The following is a 21,794-nucleotide window of genomic DNA, read 5'->3' as shown; positions in this document are numbered from 1 at the left end:
TGGCCCACGCAACCTCCCGCGAGCACCGAGTGACGACACAGCAACCCCAGGTCCGCAGCCGGGAAAGCTGGAATCGTTTCCGAATGGCAATGGTCAGCAATCATTTGGCGACCCGCGGCGGCGCGAGCGCTCCCGGGAGGCCGCGTCTCGCGCGAAATCGCCTGCCCGCAAAGCCTTTTCGAACCCTCTGGCGCCGCACCCCGGCGGGGGACCGACCGCACAGTGACACAAATTGTCCCGGTCCGCCCCGACCCCCTACCGTCCGCCCGAATACCCCAGTCCGCGGCTGATCGCGGCCGCGCTGGCCATCGCCAGTTCGGCCATATGCGCGAACAGTTCCGGCCCGAGCCGATACGAGGGCCCCGAAACGCTCAGTGCCGCAATGGCCGAACCATCCCTGCCGTACACCGGAGCCGCGACCGCGTTCAAGCCGATCTCGAGTTCCTCGCGCACACTGGCCCACCCCTTGGCCCGCACCTCGTTCAACTGGGCGGCCAGATCGGCGTATCGGGTGACGGTGTTCTCGGTGTAGGCCGCGGGTTTGGCGCCCACCAGTTTGCGCACCGCCGCGGGCTCGAGCGCGGCCAACAGGACCTTGCCGCTGGAGGTGGCGTGCGCCGGGCAGCTCTGACCGACCCAGGAGCGCAACGCGATCGAGCGTGGCCCGATCGCCTCGACGATATTGATGATCCGATCACCGTCGAGCACAGCGATATTCGTGGTCTCCCCCGATTCGGCGGCCAGCGCGGTGCAGGCGCTCTGCCCGAGTCCGGCGAGATCGACCTGGGCGGTGGTGGATCCGGCGAGGCGGACGATGGCGAAACCGAGCCGGTATTTGCCGCGGTCGGAGATTTGCTCGACATAGCCCCGCGCTTCCAACACGGCGATCAGTCGCGAGACGGTGGATTTGTGCACATCCAGTTCGGCCGCGATCTCCGTGACGCCCGCCTGGCCCAGTTTCGCGATGATCTCCATGACGAGCAGCGCGCGGTCGACCGACTGCACCGCAGCAGTCCGCCCGCGGCCCTCCACGTCCGGTTTCGCCATGACGGGGTCATTCTAGGCGGATGAGATCCGCGCACTTCTCCGCCATGGCCATGACGGTGATATTCGGGTTCACCGCAGGCAGTTTCGGCATCGCGGACGCGTCGACCACCCGCAGTCGCTCGACGCCCTTGACCCGCAGCTCCGGATCCAGCACCGCCATCGCGTCACCGGGCGCGCCCATGCGCGCGGTGGCCGCCGGATGGTAGACGGTGTTGTGAGTGGCCCGCACATAATCCAGCAGTTCGTCGTCGGTCACCGCCTCCGGGCCCGGCGCCAGCTCCCTGGCGACCCACTCCCGCAGCGGCGTCTGCGCGGCGATCTTGCGCGCCAACCGGATTCCGGCGAGCATGACCCGTTCGTCGTGGCCGTCCGGGTCGGTGAAGTAGCGCGGGTCGACCTTCGGACGATCCCGGAAATCGCGGCTGCGCAGCCGGACCGTGCCGCGCGAACGGCCCTGTGTCACATTGGGTGTCAGGCAGAATCCGTTGTCGGTGGTCGGATAGCCGTGGCGCAGGGTGTTCATATCGAACGGGACGCTGCCGTAGTGCATCATCAGATCCGGCACCGCGAGCGCCTCGTCGGTGGTGGCGAACAGTCCGATCTCCCACCACTGCGTCGAACTGGTCACCATGGGCCGCGCGGCCTCCCAGAACACCAGCCCTTCGACATGATCATCGAGATTCGAGCCCACACCGGGCGCGTCCACCCGCACCGGCACGCCGATCTCGCGCAGATGCTCCGCGGGCCCGATTCCCGAGAGCATCAACAACTTCGGCGTATCGATCGCGCCCGCGGTGAGGATCACCTCGCGCCGCGCGGTGACGGTGTCGTAGCCGGTGAGGTCGGGCCGCTGATAGCGCACGCCGGTGGCGGCCCGAGCCTCGTCGAACAGGATCTCACTGGCCCAGCACCCGGTGCGCACCACGAGGTTCGCCCGGGAGTCGAGAATCGGATGCAGATAGGCGTGCGAGGAGGACATGCGCGTGTTGTCCTCGTCGGCGTTGATCTGGAACCACCCGGCCCCGTTGCGAACCGTCGCGCCCCGGTTGAATTCGACGGTGGGCAGCCCGGCCAGCGCGGCGGCCTCGAGCAGCGCGATGCCGCAGGGATCGACCGGCGGCACATCGCGCAAGCGCACCGGACCGCTGCGGCCGTGGTGATCGCCCGGCGCGCTGTTGTTCTCCAGGCGCGCCACATACGGCAGCACCTCGGCCGCGCCCCAACCCTTGGCCCCCATCGCCGCCCACTCGTCCAATCCCTCCGCGGGCGGCCAGAACGCGATACACGAGTTGTGCGAGGAACATCCGCCGAGCACCTTGGCTCGGGCATGGCGCATGAAGCTGTTGCCGCGCTCCTGCGGTTCGATCGGATAGTCCCAGTCGTAGCCGGAGTCCAGCAGATGCATCCACCGGTCCAGGCGCAGGATATTGTCGTCTCCGACGTCCGACGGTCCGGCCTCGAGCAGGCACACCGTCGCGTCCGGATCCTCGCTCAGCCGCGCGGCCAGCACGCATCCGGCCGAGCCGCCGCCGACGATGACGTAGTCGAAAGCATTGTCAGACATTGTTTTTCACCTCCGTGTCAGCGGCCGCGTGTGAGGCCAGTGTGCCGATGTCGCGCCTGCCCTTCAGCAGGTACCACAGCAGCCCGACGGCGAGGATCAGGCCGATGTAGACGAATGCCCCCCAGGTGTTGTACCAAGGCGTGCCATAGACGGCGGTCCGCGGCCAGGCCAGGTTCAGCGCCATGGCCACGCCCCACACCACCGCGACGATATTCACCGGCAGACCCCACCGGCCCATGGTGAAATAGCCGCTGGCCGCCAGATCCCGCGGCGGCCACTGCCCGCGCAGTCGTTTACCGAGCATCGGCCCGGTCACCATCAGATACGCCAGATAGATCATGATGATCGCGATGGAGGTCAGCACGGTGAAGATCTTGGGCTGGCCGATATTGATCACCAGGATCAGCGCCGACAGCACACCGATCGTCACGGCGGGCACCACCGGCGCCTGGGTCTTGGGATTGACCCGGGCCAGCCGCTCCCCGAACGGCAGCGCGTTGTCGCGGGCCATGGCGAAGGCCAGCCGGATCGCCGCGGTGTGCACCGCCAGCGAGCATACCGTCACCGCAACCACGATGCAGCACAAAAAGATTCGCCCGAGCGGCCCCCACATCACCTGCTGCACGATGTATTGCAGCCCGCCGTCGCCGCTGCCGATCCTCGGGTCGGCCAGATCGGGCGCGGCCATCACCGCGAAGACCAGGATCGCGCCGCCGATGACGAAGGAGGCCAGCACCGCCCGCAGAATCGCCCGGGGCGCGGTGCGCCGCGGCTCGACCGTCTCCTCGCCCAGCGAGCTCGCGGTGTCGAAGCCGTACATCACATAGCCCGAGGCCAGGGTAGCCACCAGGAACGCGCCCAGATAGCCGCCCGTCTCGCCCGCGCCGTAACCGTGCGTGGAGAAGAACACCCGCGGGCCGCGAGTGGCGTTGGCCGCCAGGATGATCGCGATCAGCACCGCGGCGATCAGTTCGATGAAGACCCCGGCGCTGTTGATCATGGCCATCAGCCGCACGCCGAACGCGTTGACCACGGTGGTGAACACGATCATGACCGTGCCGAGCACCACCGCGTTGGTGGCGAAATCGTATTGCCCGCTGCCGTCGCCGATCAGCTGGAAGCCACTCCACAGCCGGGGCAGGTTCAGCTGCAGCGCCAGCACCACCGCCGACAGCGTCACGATCGACGCGGTGAGCATCAACCAGCCCGACGACCATCCGACGATTCTGCTGCCCAACGCCTTCGACCAGTTGTAGACCGATCCGGCGACCGGATAGCGCGCTGCCAGTTCCATGAAGCACAGCGCGACCGCCAGCTGACCGACGAAGACCAGCGGCCACGACCACAGATAGGCCGGGCCCGCGGTGCCGAACCCGAAGTAGAACAGCTGGAAGGTGCCGGTCAGAATCGAGATGTAGCTGACCCCGGCCGCGAAGCTGGAGAACTTCCCGATACTGCGGTCGAGGGTTTCGCGATAGCCGAACTCGGCCATCCCGCTCTCATCGGAGACGCCGGTGCGTTCCTCGAGTACCATTGCCTACCGCCTAACCGCCCTTGAACCACTCCGCCGGCTTGGGTGCCGTGTTGTGCCAGACGTGTTTGATCTCTTGATATTCCGCGAGTCCGGTGGGGCCGAGTTCCCGGCCGTTCCCGGATCGTTTGAACCCGCCCCATTCCGCGGCGGCGGTGTAGTAACCGAAGTCGTTGAGCCACACCGTGCCGTGCCGCAGCGCCCGCGCCACGCGTTCGCCGCGCGCGGGATCGGCGGTGCGCACCCCGGCGGCCAGCCCGTATTCGGTGTCGTTGCCGAGCCGGATCGCCTCGGCCTCGGTGGTGAAGCGCTCGACGGTCAGGATCGGACCGAAGGTCTCCTCCTGGACGATCCGCATGGACCGATCGCAGCGATCGAAGATGGTGGGCAGGAAGAAGCTGCCCGCCTCGAGTTCGGGATCGCTGGGCCGCACGCCGCCGGTCACCAGCTTCGCGCCCTCCGAAATGCCCAGGGCGACATAATTTTCCACCTTGGTCCGATGCTCCTCGGAGACCAGCGGACCGGTTTCGCTGGTCGGGTCGAACCCGGGCCCGACCCGGATCCGCTCGGCGCGACGCGCCAACTCGGCGACGAAATCGTCGGCGATGGACTCCTCGACGATCAATCGGGTGCCCGCCGAACACACCTGACCCGAGTGCAGGAAGACCCCGGTGAGTACCTGATCGACGGAGCTGTCCCAGTCGGCATCGGCGAAGACGATATGCGGATTCTTGCCGCCGAGTTCGGTGGCGACCTTGGTGAGATTATCGGCCGCGACCCGGGTGATGGTGCGTCCGGTCGCCAAGCCGCCGGTGAAGGAGATGAAGTCGACCTCCGGATTCGCGGTGAGCGCCGCGCCGAGCGTCGCGCCGCTGCCCTGCACCAGATTGAGCACCCCGGCAGGCACGCCCGCCTCGACCGCCAGGCGCGCGAACGCGATGGTGGTCAGCGGTGTGACCTCACTCGGCTTGGCGACCATGGTGCAGCCCGCGGCCAGCGCGGGCGCGACCTTCCACGACATCTGCAGCAGCGGATAGTTCCACGGCGCGATCAGCACGCAGACGCCGATCGGCTCGCGCACCACCCGGCTCACGACCGCGGGATCGCCGACATCGATCAGCCGATCCGCCTGTACGCCAACGAGATCGGCGTAGTAGCGGAATACCGAGACCACATCGTCGATATCGATCCGGCTCTCCGCGAGCGTCTTACCGGTATCGACCGTCTCCAGCCGGGCCAGCTCCTCCTTGTCGCGGACCAGCAGATCCGCGATGCGCCGCAGCAGCGCCGCGCGCTCGGCCACCGGGGTGGCGGGCCAGGCGCCCGCGTCGAAGGCCGCCCGCGCCGCGGCGACCGCGCGCCGCGCGTCCTGCGGGGTCGCCTCGTCCACGACCGCCGCGACGGAACCGTCGGCCGGATCGATGATCCGGCGCGTGCCGCCGTCGGACGCGTGCTCCCATACGCCGTCGATCAGTAGGTCCGGGTCGCCGTTCATTCCACCTCTTCCATGCGTCGGGAGACCCACTCGTGAAACTCCGCGATGTGATGCTCCGCGGGGACCAGCACGCCGCCGTGGCGGTAGGCACGCGAGGACATGGCGGGCTGGGTGCGCTCGCATGCCGCGAAATCCTGCTGGTTCACCCGATGGAACAGCTCGACCGAACGCGATACGTCGCGCCGCTTCGCCACCACATCCTCGGTGTAGAGCCAATCGCATTCGACCAGGGTGCGGTCGACCGCGAGCGGGTACATCCGGTGGAAAATGACATGGTCGGGTACCAGATTGACGAATACCTGCGGTCGGATGGTGATCGCGAAGTAGCGGCGATCCTGTTCGGGTCCGACACCCGGCAGAGCGTCGAAACCCGCCGAGCCGTCGACGGTGAAACCCGCGATGTCCGGGCCGAATTCGGCGCCGTGCCCGACGAACACCTGGGCCGCCAATCCCTGCGCGAACTCCGGTAGGACCTCGGTGAGCTCCGGGTGGATGGTCGCGCAGTGGTAGCACTCCATGAAGTTCTCCACAATTAGCTTCCAGTTCGCTGCGACACTGTAGACCACTCGGTGTCCGACCGCGAGCCGCTCGATGCCGTACGAGTCGACTGCCGTGGGATCTCCCAGTCGCGCTGTGACGGCGTTCACCACATCGGCCTCGAACGAGGGCGGCTCCTCGGCCAGGCAGACCCAGGCGTATCCGAGCCACTCCCGCAGCGCCACCGGCACCAGACCGTAGGCGACCCGGTCGATCGCCTCGCCCGAGGCCGAACGCAGCGCACCGAGATTCGGCGCGGCGACCAGTTTGCCGTCGAGCCTGTAGGTCCAGGCGTGATACGGGCACCGCAGATTGCGCTGGATCCGGCCCTCGTCCTCGGTGCACAGCATCGCCCCGCGATGGCGGCAGATATTGAGGAATGCCCGCAGTTCGCCATCGCGACCGCGCACGATCAGCACGCTCTCTCGGCCCACCTGTACCCGCCGGAATTGGCCGGATTCGGCGAGCTCGCCGGAGCGCGCGGCGCAGAACCACATTCGCTCGAACAGGCGCACCTGCTCGGCCGCGAACACCCGCTCGTCGGCGTACCAGTGACCGCCCAGGGTCGGAATCAGCGAATCCCCGTTCGTCATGCGCTCACCAGCCTGCGCGGATCGAACAGGGCGATCGGATGCGCGGTTTTCGCGTCGACGACCAGATCGGCCAGGATCTCCCCCACCACCGGCACGAATTTGAAACCGTGGCCGGAGAATCCGCACGCGATCGTCACCCGCGCGGTGTCGGGATGACGGGCGATGACGAAATGATGGTCCGGGGTATTGGAGTACATGCAGGTGGCGGTGTGCACGGGCGGACCGTCCAGCGCCGGAACGAGTTCGGCGACGCGCTCGCGCATCTCGGCGATCTCGCGCGGATGTACGACGCGGTCGATGGTCTCGGGCGTGCACGGCATGCCGTTGCGGAAATAGGAGACCTTCACCCCGCCGTCCGGACCGTCGATCGCCGGAAATCCGTAGATCTGCCTGCCGAACTCGTTCTCGGCGATGAAGACCGGCGCGTCCTCGAACGCCGCCGTCCCGCCGATCGGATCCAGCCAATACAGCACGTGCCGCTCGACGGTGATGGGAATCGCGAACTGCGCCAACAACTGCGGGGCCCACGCGCCCGGACAGATCACCAGCTGGTCGGCCCGATAGACCCCGCGCGCGGTGGTGACCGAAACGCCGTGCGCGCCTTCCTCCCAGCCCCGCACATGCTCGCCGAAGGCCAGGGTCGCCCCGGCGCGCAGGGCGAGTTCGATATGCGCCTGAACGGTCGACTCCGGCCGGGCGAAACCACCGTTGGCCTCGTAGATTCCGATAACGCCCGTATTCGGGGTGAGATTCGGGAACCGGCGGTGGATCTCGGCGGCGTCGAGCACCTCGTGCGGCAGCGACCATTCCACTCCGGCGCGCAAACTGCCCGCGACGGTGACCGATTCGGGCGGACCCAGATACAGTCCGCCGGTGAGCCGGAACACCTCCCGGCCGCTGTCGGCGGCAAGACGCCGCCACAGTTCGTAGGAGCGCAGCAGCAGCGGCACGTAGGCGGGATCCTCGAAATAGGACTGCCGGATCACCCGCGAGCCGCCGTGGCTGGAGCCGCGATCGTGGGCGGGCTCGAATCTGTCCAGCCCGAGGACGCGCTGCCCGCGCGCGGCGAGGTGACAGGCCGCGGCGCTGCCCATGCCGCCGAGGCCGATCACGATGACGTCGTATCCGGCGGTGGCCGTGGTCATATCGCTACCTCCTGATCCGGGACATCTCGGGATCGACCACCGGCTCGGCGTGCACCACCGCGGGGTAGCGGACGCCGAGGTAGTCGACCTCCACCCCGTCACCGGGTGCGGTGGCCGCGGGCAGCCAGGCGTAGGCGATGGTGCGGGCGAGGGTGGTCGAATAGCCCGCGCTGGTCACATAGCCGAGGCAGGTCTCGCCGTCGAATACCGGCTCCTTACCGAGCGCCACCGCCGCCGGATCGTCGAATACGATGCTGCGCAGGATCTTCGCGGGTGGCTGGGCCCGCACCAGTGCGTCACGGCCGACGAAATCCGGTTTGTCCAGGCGCACCGCGAAGCCCAGACCCGCGGCGACGGGTGTGTGTTCGGTGGTCATATCGGTTCCCCAACTGCGGTAACCCTTTTCGACGCGCAGGCTGTTGAACGCGATCCGGCCCGCCGCGATCGCCTCGTGCGCGCGACCCGCCTCCCACAGCAGATCCCACAGCGCGCGGCCGTATTCGGCGCTGGCGTAGATCTCCCAGCCGAGCTCGCCGACATAGGAGACGCGCAGCATGGTCACGGGGATGGCGTCGAGGCGGGTGCGCAGTGCGCGAAAGTATTTGAACGCCTGATGCGACAGATCATCCAGGCACAGCGGCTGCACAAGATCTCGCGCCGCGGGCCCCCACACGCCGACGCAACAGGTCGCGCCGGTGATATCGCGCAAGCGCACCGAGCCGTCGGCGGGCAGTCGCCGGGTGAACCGGTCGAAATCCAGCGGCCCGTTCGCGCCCACCTGGAACAGTTCCCGCCCCAATCGGGCGACGGTGAGATCGCTACGGATACCGCCGTTTTCGTCGAGCAGCAGGGTGTAGGTCACCGAGCCGACGCTCTTGTCGAGATTGTTGGTGGTGAGGTGCTGTAGGAATGCCAGCGCGCCGGGACCGGTGAGTTCGTAGCGGGTCAGCGGCGTCATGTCGTACAGGGCGACCCGCTGCCTGGTCCAGCGGGCCTCGGCGATGGAGATCGGCGACCAGAATCTGCCCGCCCAGTCGTCGCGTTCGGGGAACGGCACCCCGGCATCGCGAAGTCGTTGTGCCAGTTCGGCATTGGCCTCGAACCAGGCGGGCCGCTCCCAGCCGCCGCTTTCGAAGAAGTACGCGCCCAGTTCGCGCTGCCGGTCGTGGAACGGGCTGGTGCGCAGCCCGCGTAGCGCGGTGCGGTACTGATGCGGATGAATGATGTCGTAGACCTCGACGAAGGCCTGGGTGCTGGTCTCGCGGACGAATCGCTCGCCGCGCGCGACCTCCTCGAACCGGTACAGATCGCATTCGTGCACATCGGTATCGGGCGCGCCGTCGACGAGCCATTGCGCGGTCGCCCGGGCCACACCCGCCGAATGGGTGACCCAGACGGCCTCGGCGACCCAGAATCCGGACAGTTCCCGATGTTCGCCCATGATCGAGAAGCCGTCGGGAGTGAACGAGAAGATACCGTTGAGACCCTCCTCGATCTTCGAATCCCCCAGCGCGGGAAGCAGTTCGATCGATTCCCGCCAGGCCGGGGCGAAATCGGCGTCGGTGAACGGCAGGATCGAAGGCATCGACTCCCCGGCGGTGACCGCGGCGAGATCCGCCATGTCGACCGGCATCGGCCGGTGTCCGTAGTAGCCGATTCCGAGCCGGTCGACGTGTTCGCGGAAATACAGGTCCTGAGCCTGATGCCGCAGAATCGGCAGACTCGCCTCGCCCAGTTCGCCATTGCGACCCGAGAGCGCGGCCAGCGGCCCGCTGCGGGCGTATTGGTGGGCCATGGGCACCAGCGGCACCACGAGGCCGACCCGTCGCGCCAGCTCCGCACCCCAGAAACCGGCCGCGCAGATCACGATATCCGCGTCCAGCACGCCGTCGGCGGTCCGGACCCCCGCCACGCGGCCACCGCGCTGTACGATCTCGAGCACTTCGCGATGTCCGTGGAATCGCGCGCCGCGCGCGATCGCGAGCCGCGCCTGCGCCGCCGCGGCGCGCACGGCCTTGGCCAATCCGTCTGTCGGCGTGTGGAATCCGCCCAGAATTCGTTCGCGATCCAGCAGCGGGTGCAATGCGGCACATTCGGCCGCATCGAGCAATCGGCCCTCGATACCCCAGGAGTGCGCCCACCCGGCCCGGCGGTGCAGGTCGCGCCAGCGTTCGGGCGTCGTGGCCACCTCGAGGCCGCCGACGGGATTGAAGACCCAGCCGTCGGGATGGTCGAGGGCGCGGAACTTCTCGACGGTGTAGCGCGCGAACTCGCTCATGGTTTTCGACGGATTGGTCTGGAAAACCAAACCCGGTGCGTGCGAAGTGGATCCGCCGGTGGCGAACAGGGGTCCGCGGTCGAGGACCGTGACATCGGTCCAGCCGCGCGCGGTGATTTCCTCGGCAAGTCCGGCGCCGACTATTCCGGCTCCGATGACGACGACTCTGGGATGGGCCACAGCGTGCCTCCAGTGTTGCTCGAACCGCAACGGATTCGTATTACGCAACAGATGTTCCGCTTACGATGCCGGGCTGTCAACCGCCGGAAACCCTACTGTCACAGAGCGATCCGGGGTTGACGACCCGCTCGGCCGGGGCGCACACTGTTGCATATTGTGAATATTGTTGCTTATTACGCAACTTGGAGGATTCATGGAATCCCTTGCGAATCAACGGCAACCGATTTTGTGCCCTACGGGTTCGTCGCGGCGCTCGGCTACGTCGACGCCTCGGCGCCCTCACCCGAGTCAGCGCGGGCACCGTCTTGCAGTTGGTCCCATTCGGCTACAGCGTGATCCGCGACGACCGCATCCAACCGTGGGGCCAGGGCCTGGCCCTGCACGCGGTGGCCGCCGCCCTGCGGTGACGTCCGTCTCATCGCGCTAGCGGCGAGCGCCGCCTTTCATCCACACTCGAATCCCCTGTTCAACGTGGTTTCGGCTCGAACGACACAGAGGCGGACGCATGACTGTGGATGACGACATTCGTCGCGAAATAGATATCTGGTACAGCCGCTACGCCCGGGAGTTCATCGAATTCACCGCCGGTCGCGCGGGCAATGACCACTTCCACCGGAACTACTATTCGATCCCGCTGTATATCTGCGAGGACGGCGGCCGCAACCAGTGGCTTCTGACCGACGCGGAGGTCCGCGAGTCTCTCCTGGCGGGTCAACGCGACCTCGGCGCCCGCGGCTACCACCACGCCACAATCCTCGACCGGGTCATCCGCGTCCTGCACCCCACCCGCGTCACGATGGAAATCATCGTCAGCCGCCAGCGCGAGAACGACGTGGAGATCGAGCGCTGGGCTGTGGGATACGACATCGCGAAACTCGACCCCGGCTGGCGGATCATCGACATCTACACCAAACCCACCACCGCCGACACCGTTTCCGACGCCTGGCCGCTCACCTAGCCGAAGTAGGGGTTTACGCGCTGGCGCGGATTGTCGCGGTGGCTTCGCGGAGCACGTCCCGTACCGATTTGCCTCGCATCCGCGCGGTGCGCAGGCCTGTTTGGATCGAGCCCGCCACGTAGACGCCGCCGATGACGAGTTCGTCGAACAGTCTGCTGCCGGGGACTTTTCGGCCGCGTACCCGCCGGATCAGGGCCTCGAGGGTGTTGCCCGCGAGGTTGGACAGGGTCATCCAGCGGATCACGGTGTCCAGATCGCGGCGTTGTTGTGCGGTGAAGCGTTGTGTGACAGCGCGTTCGAGGTGTTCGCCCGCCTCACCCATTCCGGCCTCCGCACGGCTCTGGGCCCACATGATCGCGATGACGTGGTCCTCGTCCACGGTCTCGGGATCCAGGCCCGCGAACGCGGCCAGTTCGCGGATATCGGCCCCGGCGGCCAGCGCGGTCTCCTGATGGATGTAGGTGCAGAAGCCGCAGCCGTTGACCTCCGATACCGCCAGCGTGACCTGTTCGCGCAGCAGCGGGTCCATGCGCTGTTGTTCGAAGATCGCCCGCAGGTCGGCCCGTCGCCCGGCCAGGACCCGCATATCCGCGACCAACTGGGGCAGGGTGTAGAAGCGCTTGCGAAAGGCCGCCGGGCCCGGCGAGCCCTGAGTGGTCGACGGCAACATCGGGACCTCCTTACGTTATCACCGATAACTGTTTTACTGCTGATAACAGTGTCGAGTATCGTGGGGATTTGTCAAGAGGCCGATACCGTACGAGCGGACGCCCGCGCGAAAGGACCGACGCCATGCCCGAATCCCGGAGCGCGCGGACCGGGCCTCGAGGCACCCGCCGCGAGGAGCGCCGCCAGGCGACCATCGACGAGATCAAACGGCTGGCCCGCGAGCAACTGATCGCCAACGGCTACGGTGGACTGTCGCTTCGGGCCCTGGCCCGCGATATGCGCATGTCCTCACCGGCGATCTTCCGCTACTTCCCGACCCAGGCCGATCTGATCACCGCCCTGTGCGTCGACGCCTATACCGACCTCGCCGACACCATCGACCGCACTCACGACCACACCGCCGACGCGTCGCCGCACACCCGCATGCGATCGATCTTCGCCACCATCCGGCAGTGGGCGCTGGCCAATCCGGCCGATTTCGCCCTGATCTACGGCACCCCGATACCCGGCTACCACGCCCCCGAATCGGCCACCGGCCCCGCGGCCGGACGGATCATGGCCGCGATCATCGAGACCTATCTGCACGCCTTGGCCGCGGACGCCGCCACCCCCGACGAGTTCGAGCCACCGGACCCGGTCGAACTCGCCGGACTCGGCGCTCGCCTGCTGGAACCGCGAAAATCCGCCCTGACGAGCCTGACCCCGGCCGCGGCCGCCGCGGCGCACAACGCCTGGGCCGCCGTCCTCGGGTTCATCATCTCCGAATTGTGGGGCAATCTACCGAGATTGATCACCAACACCGACGGACTGTTCGACGTCCATCTGCGAACGATCCTGCGCGGCATGGGTTTCCGACCCGAGACCACCGAACGCGGACAGCAGCCGTTCGAACCCGAGGACATCGGCCCGCGGCCGCGATTCCGGCTCGACTGAACCTCAGGGCACCTGCGGTTTCGTGCCCGGGGCCTGGACGGGCAGGATCTGCGGACTGGCCGGCACTACCGGTCTCGGGAGCAGGTCGGTCAGATCCGCCCGCGCGAGTTCGGCGTCCACGCCCGGGAAGGTCGCCGCCGCGGCGGCGGGCTGATCGAATCGCAGCGCCGAGGTGAGATCGCCGAAGGTGCGGCGACGCCACGGCGAGATATTGGGTTCCTCGACACCGGTGAACCATTCGAGGAAGCGCAGCACCGAGGTGTGGTCGAAGCGTTCGGTCGCCACCCATCCGCCCGCGGTCCAGCCGGAACGCCGGATGTTCGGAGGCGGTCTCCGGCGGCATGAGCCAGCTCACCGCGGGCAGCGTCCCCGAGCGCGCGTCGGCTTCGAAGGACCCCGCGGGCGAGGGCCGAATTCCCTTGCGGTACAGCGGCGAATCCTCCGACGCCTCCCGGAACTGCCGGAATTCGTCGAGCACATTGTAGGGCTGTCCGGCCTCGATGTAGACCTTCCGGACCGTCGGCCTTGCGGTGCGCGGGCAGCCAATTGTCCATCCGGCCGTCCGCGAGCGCCACGTGCTGAGCCGACCATTCGTGCGAGGTGGAGGGGATGCGCTGGACACTGTTACGGCAGGTGTCCAGATGAAACGGCAGAGTGTATCCGTCCGGGTTCTCCGGGTCCGGTTGCATGAATACCGGCGAGCCATTCGGCAGCCGCATCGCGTTCGGGTCGGCGAATCCACGCACACCCGGCATCGTGCCGAAATAGTGGTCGAACGAACGGTTTTCCTGCATCAACAGCACGACATGCTCGATCGGTCGCGGCGCGACGGGCGCCGCCAGGGCGCGGCGGACATTACCCGGCATCACCGCCCATGCCGCGGCCAACGCGGTTCCGCCGAGCAGACGTCGACGCGTGAGTCCGCCCGTGGAATCAGCCGATCCGGCCATGGCCCCTCCTCGCCATGCGCCCACCGAACATCGACCTCGGTATTTCACCCGTCGACGACCGCTCCCCGCCCCAATTCGGGAAACCGATCCCGCAGCAACCCCAGGCAGCGACGCACTTCGCGCAGATCACGCTCCAGCAACCGCGCCTCGGCACTGGCCCGCGGCACCCCTCGCCTGGTCAGATGCGGCCGCAGCGCCACGGCCAAGGATTCGGCCTCCGCGGACAGCATCTCGTAGAAGACGTGCGCCTGGGCCACGTCGGATTCGTCAAGCACACCGCCCAGTTTCCCATTCGTACATCCAACGGCTACCCATGATTCATCATCACCGATGATCCCCGACCGGATCCCCTGCGCCACAGGGCATTCGAATCAGCTCGACTGCTCCGGCGCCTCCACCAGCCGCCGATGCAGTTCGGCGGTCATCCGATGGATCGCACGGGTGAGCTCGGTATTGGTCTTCAACTCCAACTCCTGCTCATTGAAGTCGTGATCGGCCTTCATCTGCTGAAACTGAGCCTGCCGATTCTGCCCGATCATCACGAAGGTCGACAGAAAGATCGCCTCCAGCGACACCGCCAAGGTCAACGTAGGCCACGGATTCCTCTCCACGAACAGCATCCACAACGTGAAGCCCACAGCGTGGATATAAACGAACTGCATCGACCCGGCGAACTTGGTGATCCAATCCGCCACCCGCAACTGCAAACTCGCCGCGCGCTGCGCACGGAAGTCGATGACGGCGGGGTGCGGACGCGGCTGCGAGGTATTCATATCCGCCTCTCTCGGTATCGAATTCACGATTCACCACGGAATCGCGCTGTGAGCGTGAAGGGCTCGGGTCGCCGGGTTCCGCGCTCGTACATCCGCAGCGACCCGACATCGGACGCGTGGACATCCACCCGGCCGTCCGGCGCGGCCGACCAGTCCTCGATCAGATCGTCGGCCACGCTGGTCATGGCCTCGTGCGGGGGTGCGGCAATCTGCTCAGGGGAAGTGCCGCGCCGATGGTCATGTCCGCGAGCTCACCTTCGGGGTCGGTCACATACGCCTACGCACCAGGTGGACAAGAGTGTACGCAGGTTCAGTCGTCGACAGAGTCGGCGGCGATACGTCCTTCCCGGATCGCCTGTACCAGGGTTCGGTGGTCGGCCTCGGTGCGGTCGGCGTAGCGGATCGCGAAGCGGGCTACCGCCTCGTCGAACTCCTCGGCGTCGGCCAGATAGCCCGCGAGCAGGCGAGGGTCGACCGAGCGGGCGTGGGCGCGGGCCAGCAGGGCTCCGGCCAAGCGGCCGTAGTCGTCGAGGTCCTCGGAGTCCAGTTCCGAGGGGTCGATACCGCCCTTGAGGTTGCGGAACTGGCGCACGATGAACGGAAGTTCGCGCCCGTCGAGGTCAATCGTGGTCCAGCCCAACAGAATATCGCTTTCGGACTGGACCAGCCGCGCTCCCCGCACGATGCGCTCGCCCTCGTGGACCGGGGCGGCGGCCTGCACGTAGGGGGCCAGCGCCGAGGGCGCGGCCTGTTTGATCTGCAACACCAGCACCTCCTCACCATTGCCGTGCAGCAGCGCCAGATAGCTGTGCAGGCCGACGCTTCCGGTGCCGACAATGCGAAAGGCGATGTCGGAGACGGTGAATCGGGCCAGCAGGTTGTGCCGCGAGCCGACCAGGGTGTCGGCGTAGGCGTGCAGGGCATCGACCACCGCGTCGGCGACCGGCGGCTCGACCGCGGTCAGAATGGGTGGATCACTGACGAATCGCCGGTGGTGGATACCGGTTTCGTGATCCTCGAGGTGTTCGGTCCACTTGCGGGCGACCTTGGCACTGGTATTGCGGCGCGCCTTCTTGGCGGCGCGGCGGAAGTCGTCGAGCAGATCGTCCGCGCGGGAATGGGCGATGACCGACTCGTCGGGCAGCGCGTTCCACGATTCCAAAAACGGCTGTTCGGCCAGATGCGCCACGGCCGCGCGGTAGGAGGCCGCGGCATCGCGAGCCGCGACAAAACAATCGTCCTCCGACGAGGAGCCCTCGCGCCCCGCGAGCACCAGACTGGCCGCCAGCCGATCCAGATCCCACTCCCACGGCCCGGCGATGGTGTCGTCGAAATCGTTGATATCCATGATGATCTCGCCGCTCGGAGTGCCGTAGAGACCGAAATTGGCGGCGTGGGCGTCCCCGCACAACTGCGCGACCGGCCCGCTGACCGGTCCGTCGGCGAGATCGGCGGCCATCAGCCCGGCCGCGCCGCGGAAGAACGCGTACGGCGAGGCCGACATCCGGCCCATCCGCAGCGGCACCAGATACTCCAACCGATCGGCATTCGACGCGGCCAGGAATTCGAGCACCTCGGGACGCCGCGGGCCGACCGCCTCGCGGTCGCGACATCCGACCGGTGTCCGTTCGCGCAGCGCGGCCCCGCGCGCGAACACCTCATCGGCGCGCGTGTGCGCGCGCAGATCGATTCCCAACGTACTCATGACATCTCACGTTACCGTCGAAAATCCGCTACTCACGAATTCGGTCACAGCGTCGGCGGACCCTGCTCGATGCGTCGCAGCACGGGTGCGAACCGGTAGTAGTCGTCCCCGGACATCAGCAAACGCTCGTCCCACCACGTCGCACCGGCATCCGCGAGCGGGGCCAGCAACTGCCGGGCCCGATCCGGATCGCCCGGCGTCACACCGCCGAGCACGACCTCGTACGGCTCGGACCGATCCGCGCGGTGGGCGTGGACGTAGGCCAGCATGTCGCGAACATCCTCGACGGCCGGAATCTCGCCGTGTCCCGCGCCGACAAACAGCGGGGCCACCCCGTCCCAGCGCGCGGCGCGACGAAACGGCGGCCGTCGCGGCCACCAACCGCCGATCCAGATCGGCGGCCGCGGCCGCTGTACGGTCGCGGGCAGCAGCGTGACGTCCTCGACGCGGTAGTGCTTGCCGATGTGGTCGACCCGTTCACCGGCCCAATACCGCACCAGCAGATCCAACGCCTCGTCCAACCGTTCCGCCAGCACGATCGGATCGGTCGTTTCGCCGAAGCTGCCGTACTCGTCGGCGATCGGACCCCCGAGTCCGGCTCCGAAGATCACCCGTCCCCCGCTGAGCGCCTCGAGGGTGGCCACCTGCCGGGCGAGCTGTTCGGGCCGCCGCCGCGGCACCGGGCTCACCAACGTGCCCAAGCGCAGCCGCGAGGTCGCCAACGCGGCCGCGGTCAGCAACATCCATGGATCACCGAAGGGCTGTCCGCGACGGTCCTGTTTGTCGTGCACCACGTGGTCCCACACGAACAGCGCGTCCCATCCGGCCTGCTCCGCCGCCACCGCCACCCGAGCCACGGTCCTCGCATCGGCGAAATCCCCGAAGTTGGGAATGTTCACGGAATATCGCATCGCCCAACAATGCGCCGAAAGACTCCACCGCACAACGCATTTGAACCGCGCGCCAATCACCGACGGCCCCTCGCCTCCCCCACCCCGTCGCTGCTGGCTCGAGAGGCGACACAGGAGCGTCCGCCGCGTTCGCCCGACGCTTCGGTATACATGTTTAGATGCGCATATATACGTATACTTATTAAGTGCGGACGGTGTGACAATCGCGATAGCGCTCCCGACCGGCTCCGCTGGCATCGGCGCGCATATTGATGTTAGCTATCTTCTAGCTACGGTTTGGTGCGTAGCAACTGAGAGTGGAAGATCGAGGGCCGAGATGGCTGACTTCGCGACGCGACTGAACAAGCTGTTCGATACCGTGCACCGACCGGGGCGTGGTCCGCACACCAATGCCGACGTGGCCGAGGCCCTCACCGCGGCCGGCCACCGGATCTCCAAGCCCTATCTGTCACAGTTACGATCCGGGCAGCGGACCAACCCCTCCGACGACACCGTGGCGGCTCTGGCCCAGTTCTTCAAGGTGAAGCCGGACTACTTCTTCAACGACATCTACGCGGCGAAGATCGACCACGATCTGGAGCTGCTGTCCCAGCTACAGGGCTACGGTCTGCGTCGGCTGTCCAGCAGAGCCTTCGATCTGTCCGAGGAATCCCAGAACCTGCTCGCCGCCATGGCGGAGAAATTGCGTGCGAGCGAGGGGCTGCCCGAGATCCCCGCGGACGGCAGCGCGTAGGCCACTCCCCCGCGCCGGGCGAAAGACCGAATCCGCTGCGCCATAGCGCAACCGGCCCCGAATTCGAATCAGAAAATAGACCGGTCATTCTAAAAATTCCATTCGATAAGCAGCACCCCGATCGGTGAACGCGCGTTGCCGATTAAGGCGCAACGAATTGGCAACAATGATGAGCCTCGCGAAACATGTTGTGCCACAACGCGCCCCGACTCGATCGAACAGCGGGCCGACCGCCCGAATGTTTCCGAACGCGGATCTCGCCGAAATCGCGTAGCAGCTTGCTACGATGACCGAGGATGTCTAGGAGGCGACCCGGTGTCGGACGCAAGGCGAGCGCCTGAGGGCGTCGATACTTCCAAACCGAATTCAGCTCGTGTGTACGACTACTTGCTCGGCGGCAAGGACAATTACGAGGTGGATCGCCAGGTCGCCAATCGGATGCTCCTGGTGGCGCCGGATACCCGCACCACGGCATGGTTTTCCCGTCAGTTCCTCATCCAGGCGGTGCAGACCGCGGCCGAGGCCGGCGTGCGGCAGTTCATCGATCTCGGCGCGGGCATTCCGACCACACCCGCCGTCCACGAGGTCGCCCAGAAGATCGACGCGACCGCGCGGGTCGCGGCGGTCGACTACGACCCCGTCGTGTACGCGCACTCCAATGCAATGCTGGCCGGAATACCGGGCGTCACACCGATATTGGCCGATATCCGCGACATCGACGAGTTGATCGGACGCCTGAGATCAGAGGCCGCAGTCGATTTCGACCGGCCGGTGGCCGTAATGCTCTGCGGTGTACTGCATTTCATCATGGACGACGAGCGGCCGGACAAGATCATCGCCCGGCTGGGCGAGGTGATGGCGCCGGGCAGCTATCTGGCGCTGACCCAGGGGTCCACCGACAGCACCGAGGCGTTCACCAGCCAGGCCCGACGCGACCTCACCGACAGTCCGTCCCGGTTCGTCTTCCGATCCGCGGCGCAGACGGCGGCCCTCCTGGACGGGTTCGAGATCCTCGCCCCGGGTATCGTGCCGCTACAGAACTGGCTCGACGGCGAGATGCCCGCCACGGATCTGGTGATCTTCGGCGGCGTCTGCCGCAAACCGTAGGACCGAATTTCGCGCGACCGCCACGCGGCGCGGGCAAGCCTCTTACGATTCATTCGATATCTATGTCCCGACTTCACAACGGTGCGGAGCAGATGAACGGCGAACAGATGTCCGAGGGGCAGTTGAACGACGCGTACGTCAAAGCGAGCCAGACGAGGCCGAGTATCGCTCGGGCCTACCATTTTCTGCTCGGTGAGCACGAGTACTACTCGGTCGACCAGACTTTCGGGCAGTACTTCCTCCAGGTACTCCCCGGTTCGGAGCGTATCGCCACCACCAATCGGCGGGCCCTCGAACGCGCCGTCCGGGACATGGCCGGTGAGGGCGTACGCCAGTTCATCGATTTCGGGTGCGGCCTGCCGACGTCGGAGAACAATGTCCACGAGATTGCGCGGCGACATCAACCCACCGCCAGCGTGGTCTATCTGGACAACGATCCGATCGTGGTCGCGCACGCCGACGCACGACTGGTCACCGACGAACGCATCGCGGTCATGAATGCCGATGTCCGCCAGCCGCGGCTCATCGGTGACAGCGCCGAAGTCGAACGATTGATCAATTTCGACGAACCGGTCGGGCTGATCTTCGGCAATGTCCTGGCGTTCGTCAACGACGAGGAGAATCCGACCGCGGTCGTGCAGTACTGGATCGAGCGGATCGCGTCGGGCAGCCTCGTCTATATCTCCCACTTCCTGTCCGCGGACAACCCGCAGACCTCGGCGGCGGAGGAGAAGTTGCAGGGCGCGTTCAGCCGCGGGCGCTGGCGCGGCGACAAGGAGATCCTGCGGATGCTGTCCGGACTGGATGTGCTCGAGCCCGGTCTGGTCCCCTGTGTGCTGTGGCGAAACGACGAGAAGTCCGCCGCCGAGACCACGCCGTGGGAGCAGCTCATCGCCTCGGTTCTGGCCCGCAAGCCCTGAGCAGACCTCCCCCTGTCCAGGGGGGTTGCACATTCCTACCAGGTCGCTCCCGCGGCCGCGCAATTCTCGAGGAAGGCCAACACGCACTGCCCGGCCAGCCGCCACAAACCGGACGGGTTGCCTTGTTCGGCCATCCTCGTGTCACAGGTGCGCCAAAATGCACGACCCAGATCGATACGCTCGGGAATCGTGTCGGCCACGATGCTGTCGTGGGTTTCGGGGAACGGTCGTATGCCCTCGTCGAGGACCGTCTCACGCAGAGTTCGCAGGCATTCGGTCAGCGGTACGCGTGCGCGACCGGGCGCGACCGAATCCATCACTCGATAAACACGTCCGGGCGACGGATGGTCGCGCGTGTTCGTCAGAACCGCGACCAGACCGGTTTTGCTGTATCGCGGACTGGCGAGATGCCAGCCGAGATTTGCCAGCAGTACGCGCCCCGCGGCGGCCGTCGCGTCGCCGCCGCGCAGTGCGCCGACACACTGCGACAGGTAATAGGTGAAGCAGTCGAACAGGGCCGATTGCCATGTCGGATAACTGCCGCCGAACATTTCGACCATATTCATCGGATCGCCGCGTCGCAGATCCGATGCGGCGTCGACGCAATCGTGGCCGAGCACAATGAGATTGGTGGCCGCGGTCAATGACGTCTTCGGCGCCAGCTCCAATATGCCGTGCCGCACGGAGAATTCGAATCCCCGGACGGTCACGAACTCGTGCAGCACATCGTCCGCGGCGCAGACCCGATGTAACGGTTCGGTCGATCGATGCCGTGGGAACGAACTGCCGATCGCATTGGTGAGCATTTCCTCGCAGGACATGGTTATTTCCCGGCGCAATACGACTCCCCGGCCGGTCTCGGCGGTGGCGCGATGCTTGTCCAGTAGCCAGGCGGCGTCGTCGGCGGAGGTGTACCGGAACCAATCGACGGCCGCTGTCATCCAATCCAAAGTGCCGAGGGCGTAGCAACGTTCGGCTTCGTAACCCAGCGATCCGCCGATGAGCAGGTAATAGCCGACGGTCGCATCCCAGATCAAATCGTTTCCGCTCGGTATCGAGACGTAGCAGCCGCCGAGGCGACCCGGGGACAGCTCGAGGGAATAGCCGCCGATCTTGGTATCGCCTTTGCTGTGGTCGCGCTGCGGCGCGCCGAGCTCGATCACCTCGCCCAGTCGGATGATATCGGTCAGATACCAGAGCTCGTCGAGGTCGGCGATCCCGGTCCAGGGACTGACGCCCGGTTGCCAGTACCCGCCGCGCCATGACGAACTCGGGCGCGATGCCGCCTTTTCGCGGCGTGCGCCGCTGGCGGACTCATCGGCCAGGATTCGTTCCACCTGCGCACTGTCGGACGGTCTCGGATCGAGGTGCCAGAGCTTTCTGCCACGCGCGTGTCGCTCGGTGACCAGTGCGCCCAACTCGTTGATCAGTTCCACATATTTGCTGTCCGCGTCCCGCGCCGCAATCCAATTGCGGAGGACGCGTGCGGTGGTTTGCCCGTCGAGTTGGCGGCCGGTGGCCCGCCGCATTCCCAAACCCTTGGTGTGGGTCATCCTCGAGATCTTCGTGGGAGCCATACGAATTCTCCTGTGCTCTATCGCGGTTCGAGTTCTGGCAGCCGGAGCTGGGCTGACTGGGCCACGGTTGCGACCGACCGGTCCCGCGGGTGGATCCTCCGAAACCGACCCCGTGCCGCATTACGGTCGGTCGGAGTGGTGGACACCGACGGCACGGGCGATGGGAAAGTCCCCGATTCAGCGGCCGC

At 66.6% G+C, this 21,794-nt stretch carries 20 protein-coding genes and 2 pseudogenes; 5 read left to right on the top strand and 17 right to left on the bottom strand.

What is annotated here, in order from left to right:
* Nucleotides 1-255: 255 nt before the first annotated feature.
* From NP4_RS32130 to NP4_RS32100, 7 genes are read right to left on the bottom strand one after another with little or no spacing between them, the layout of a single operon-like run.
* A complete protein-coding gene (locus NP4_RS32130) occupies nucleotides 256-1,047 on the bottom strand; it encodes an IclR family transcriptional regulator (protein WP_068005961.1) in 792 nt (263 codons plus the stop codon).
* Between the two features lie 7 nt (nucleotides 1,048-1,054).
* Complete coding sequence (locus NP4_RS32125) at nucleotides 1,055-2,611, bottom strand: GMC family oxidoreductase (RefSeq protein ID WP_068005960.1); 1,557 nt, start codon at nucleotides 2,609-2,611, stop codon at nucleotides 1,055-1,057.
* On the bottom strand, nucleotides 2,604-4,145 hold the full coding sequence (locus NP4_RS32120; RefSeq protein ID WP_068005958.1) for an APC family permease: 1,542 nt from the start codon (nucleotides 4,143-4,145) through the stop codon (nucleotides 2,604-2,606). Before NP4_RS32120 ends, NP4_RS32125 begins: the two co-directional genes overlap by 8 nt.
* 10 nt (nucleotides 4,146-4,155) lie before the next feature.
* Nucleotides 4,156-5,637, bottom strand: coding sequence for an aldehyde dehydrogenase family protein (locus NP4_RS32115; protein WP_068005957.1), 1,482 nt, complete (start codon nucleotides 5,635-5,637; stop codon nucleotides 4,156-4,158).
* The gene (locus tag NP4_RS32110) at nucleotides 5,634-6,767 is read right to left on the bottom strand and encodes an aromatic ring-hydroxylating oxygenase subunit alpha (protein WP_068005955.1); all 1,134 of its coding nucleotides are present in this window, start codon (nucleotides 6,765-6,767) and stop codon (nucleotides 5,634-5,636) included. Before NP4_RS32110 ends, NP4_RS32115 begins: the two co-directional genes overlap by 4 nt.
* On the bottom strand, nucleotides 6,764-7,912 hold the full coding sequence (solA, locus tag NP4_RS32105) for an N-methyl-L-tryptophan oxidase (protein WP_068005953.1): 1,149 nt from the start codon (nucleotides 7,910-7,912) through the stop codon (nucleotides 6,764-6,766). The genes NP4_RS32110 and solA overlap by 4 nt, the downstream gene beginning before the upstream one ends.
* A 4-nt stretch (nucleotides 7,913-7,916) precedes the next feature.
* Entirely contained in the window at nucleotides 7,917-10,370 is a 2,454-nt protein-coding gene (locus NP4_RS32100; protein ID WP_068005951.1) for a GcvT family protein, read from the bottom strand.
* A 505-nt stretch (nucleotides 10,371-10,875) separates the two neighbouring features.
* On the opposite strand from NP4_RS32100, the gene NP4_RS32095 reads away from it, so the two are divergent.
* Complete coding sequence (locus NP4_RS32095; RefSeq protein WP_068005950.1) at nucleotides 10,876-11,328, top strand: DUF6841 family protein; 453 nt, start codon at nucleotides 10,876-10,878, stop codon at nucleotides 11,326-11,328.
* A 13-nt stretch (nucleotides 11,329-11,341) separates the two neighbouring features.
* Here NP4_RS32095 and NP4_RS32090 read toward each other — a convergent pair whose 3' ends face one another.
* The gene (locus tag NP4_RS32090) at nucleotides 11,342-11,998 is read right to left on the bottom strand and encodes a carboxymuconolactone decarboxylase family protein (protein ID WP_068005949.1); all 657 of its coding nucleotides are present in this window, start codon (nucleotides 11,996-11,998) and stop codon (nucleotides 11,342-11,344) included.
* A gap of 122 nt (nucleotides 11,999-12,120) precedes the next feature.
* Between NP4_RS32090 and NP4_RS32085 the strand changes: the two genes are divergently transcribed.
* Complete coding sequence (locus tag NP4_RS32085; protein ID WP_068005948.1) at nucleotides 12,121-12,930, top strand: TetR/AcrR family transcriptional regulator; 810 nt, start codon at nucleotides 12,121-12,123, stop codon at nucleotides 12,928-12,930.
* A gap of 3 nt (nucleotides 12,931-12,933) precedes the next feature.
* On the opposite strand, the gene NP4_RS42920 is transcribed toward NP4_RS32085, so the two are convergent.
* The 8 genes and pseudogenes from NP4_RS42920 to NP4_RS32060 all read right to left on the bottom strand — a co-directional run bounded on the left by NP4_RS42920 (nucleotide 12,934) and on the right by NP4_RS32060 (nucleotide 17,269).
* On the bottom strand, nucleotides 12,934-13,215 hold the full coding sequence (locus NP4_RS42920; RefSeq protein WP_068005947.1) for a hypothetical protein: 282 nt from the start codon (nucleotides 13,213-13,215) through the stop codon (nucleotides 12,934-12,936).
* A gap of 67 nt (nucleotides 13,216-13,282) precedes the next feature.
* Nucleotides 13,283-13,408, bottom strand: a pseudogene (locus NP4_RS42915) (hypothetical protein); the annotation flags it as partial.
* Nucleotides 13,409-13,514: 106 nt separating this feature from the next.
* Nucleotides 13,515-13,685: pseudogene (locus tag NP4_RS42910) on the bottom strand (phospholipase); the annotation flags it as partial.
* Between the two features lie 239 nt (nucleotides 13,686-13,924).
* On the bottom strand, nucleotides 13,925-14,155 hold the full coding sequence (locus tag NP4_RS32075) for a hypothetical protein (RefSeq protein ID WP_068005946.1): 231 nt from the start codon (nucleotides 14,153-14,155) through the stop codon (nucleotides 13,925-13,927).
* A 96-nt stretch (nucleotides 14,156-14,251) separates the two neighbouring features.
* On the bottom strand, nucleotides 14,252-14,653 hold the full coding sequence (locus NP4_RS32070; RefSeq protein ID WP_068005944.1) for a DUF1003 domain-containing protein: 402 nt from the start codon (nucleotides 14,651-14,653) through the stop codon (nucleotides 14,252-14,254).
* Nucleotides 14,654-14,676: 23 nt separating this feature from the next.
* Nucleotides 14,677-14,838 carry a hypothetical protein gene (locus tag NP4_RS41330; RefSeq protein WP_156524957.1) on the bottom strand — a complete coding sequence of 54 codons (162 nt, stop codon included), beginning with the start codon at nucleotides 14,836-14,838 and terminating at the stop codon, nucleotides 14,677-14,679.
* Nucleotides 14,839-14,963: 125 nt separating this feature from the next.
* Complete coding sequence (locus tag NP4_RS32065; RefSeq protein ID WP_068005943.1) at nucleotides 14,964-16,358, bottom strand: DUF2252 domain-containing protein; 1,395 nt, start codon at nucleotides 16,356-16,358, stop codon at nucleotides 14,964-14,966.
* Between the two features lie 44 nt (nucleotides 16,359-16,402).
* A complete protein-coding gene (locus NP4_RS32060; protein ID WP_068005942.1) occupies nucleotides 16,403-17,269 on the bottom strand; it encodes an LLM class flavin-dependent oxidoreductase in 867 nt (288 codons plus the stop codon).
* Between the two features lie 316 nt (nucleotides 17,270-17,585).
* Here NP4_RS32060 and NP4_RS32055 point away from each other — a divergent pair, with 316 nt between their 5' ends.
* The 3 genes from NP4_RS32055 (at nucleotide 17,586) to NP4_RS32045 (ending at nucleotide 20,029) form a co-directional block, all read left to right on the top strand.
* Nucleotides 17,586-18,002, top strand: coding sequence for a helix-turn-helix domain-containing protein (locus NP4_RS32055; protein WP_062506577.1), 417 nt, complete (start codon nucleotides 17,586-17,588; stop codon nucleotides 18,000-18,002).
* A gap of 315 nt (nucleotides 18,003-18,317) precedes the next feature.
* Nucleotides 18,318-19,109, top strand: a complete 792-nt coding sequence (locus tag NP4_RS32050; RefSeq protein ID WP_068005941.1) for an SAM-dependent methyltransferase — start codon at nucleotides 18,318-18,320, stop codon at nucleotides 19,107-19,109.
* 92 nt (nucleotides 19,110-19,201) lie between these two features.
* Entirely contained in the window at nucleotides 19,202-20,029 is an 828-nt protein-coding gene (locus NP4_RS32045) for an SAM-dependent methyltransferase (protein ID WP_245998355.1), read from the top strand.
* A 35-nt stretch (nucleotides 20,030-20,064) separates the two neighbouring features.
* Here the strand turns inward: NP4_RS32045 and NP4_RS32040 are convergent, their stop codons facing one another.
* The gene (locus tag NP4_RS32040) at nucleotides 20,065-21,606 is read right to left on the bottom strand and encodes a hypothetical protein (RefSeq protein ID WP_147288044.1); all 1,542 of its coding nucleotides are present in this window, start codon (nucleotides 21,604-21,606) and stop codon (nucleotides 20,065-20,067) included.
* Nucleotides 21,607-21,794 lie beyond the last annotated feature (188 nt).

The organism is Nocardia pseudobrasiliensis NBRC 108224, assembly GCF_001613105.1.
Classification (GTDB): Bacteria; Actinomycetota; Actinomycetes; order Mycobacteriales; family Mycobacteriaceae; genus Nocardia; species Nocardia pseudobrasiliensis.
The sequence above is the reverse complement of the archived record's forward strand: the minus strand, read 5'-3'. Positions and strand labels throughout refer to the sequence as shown.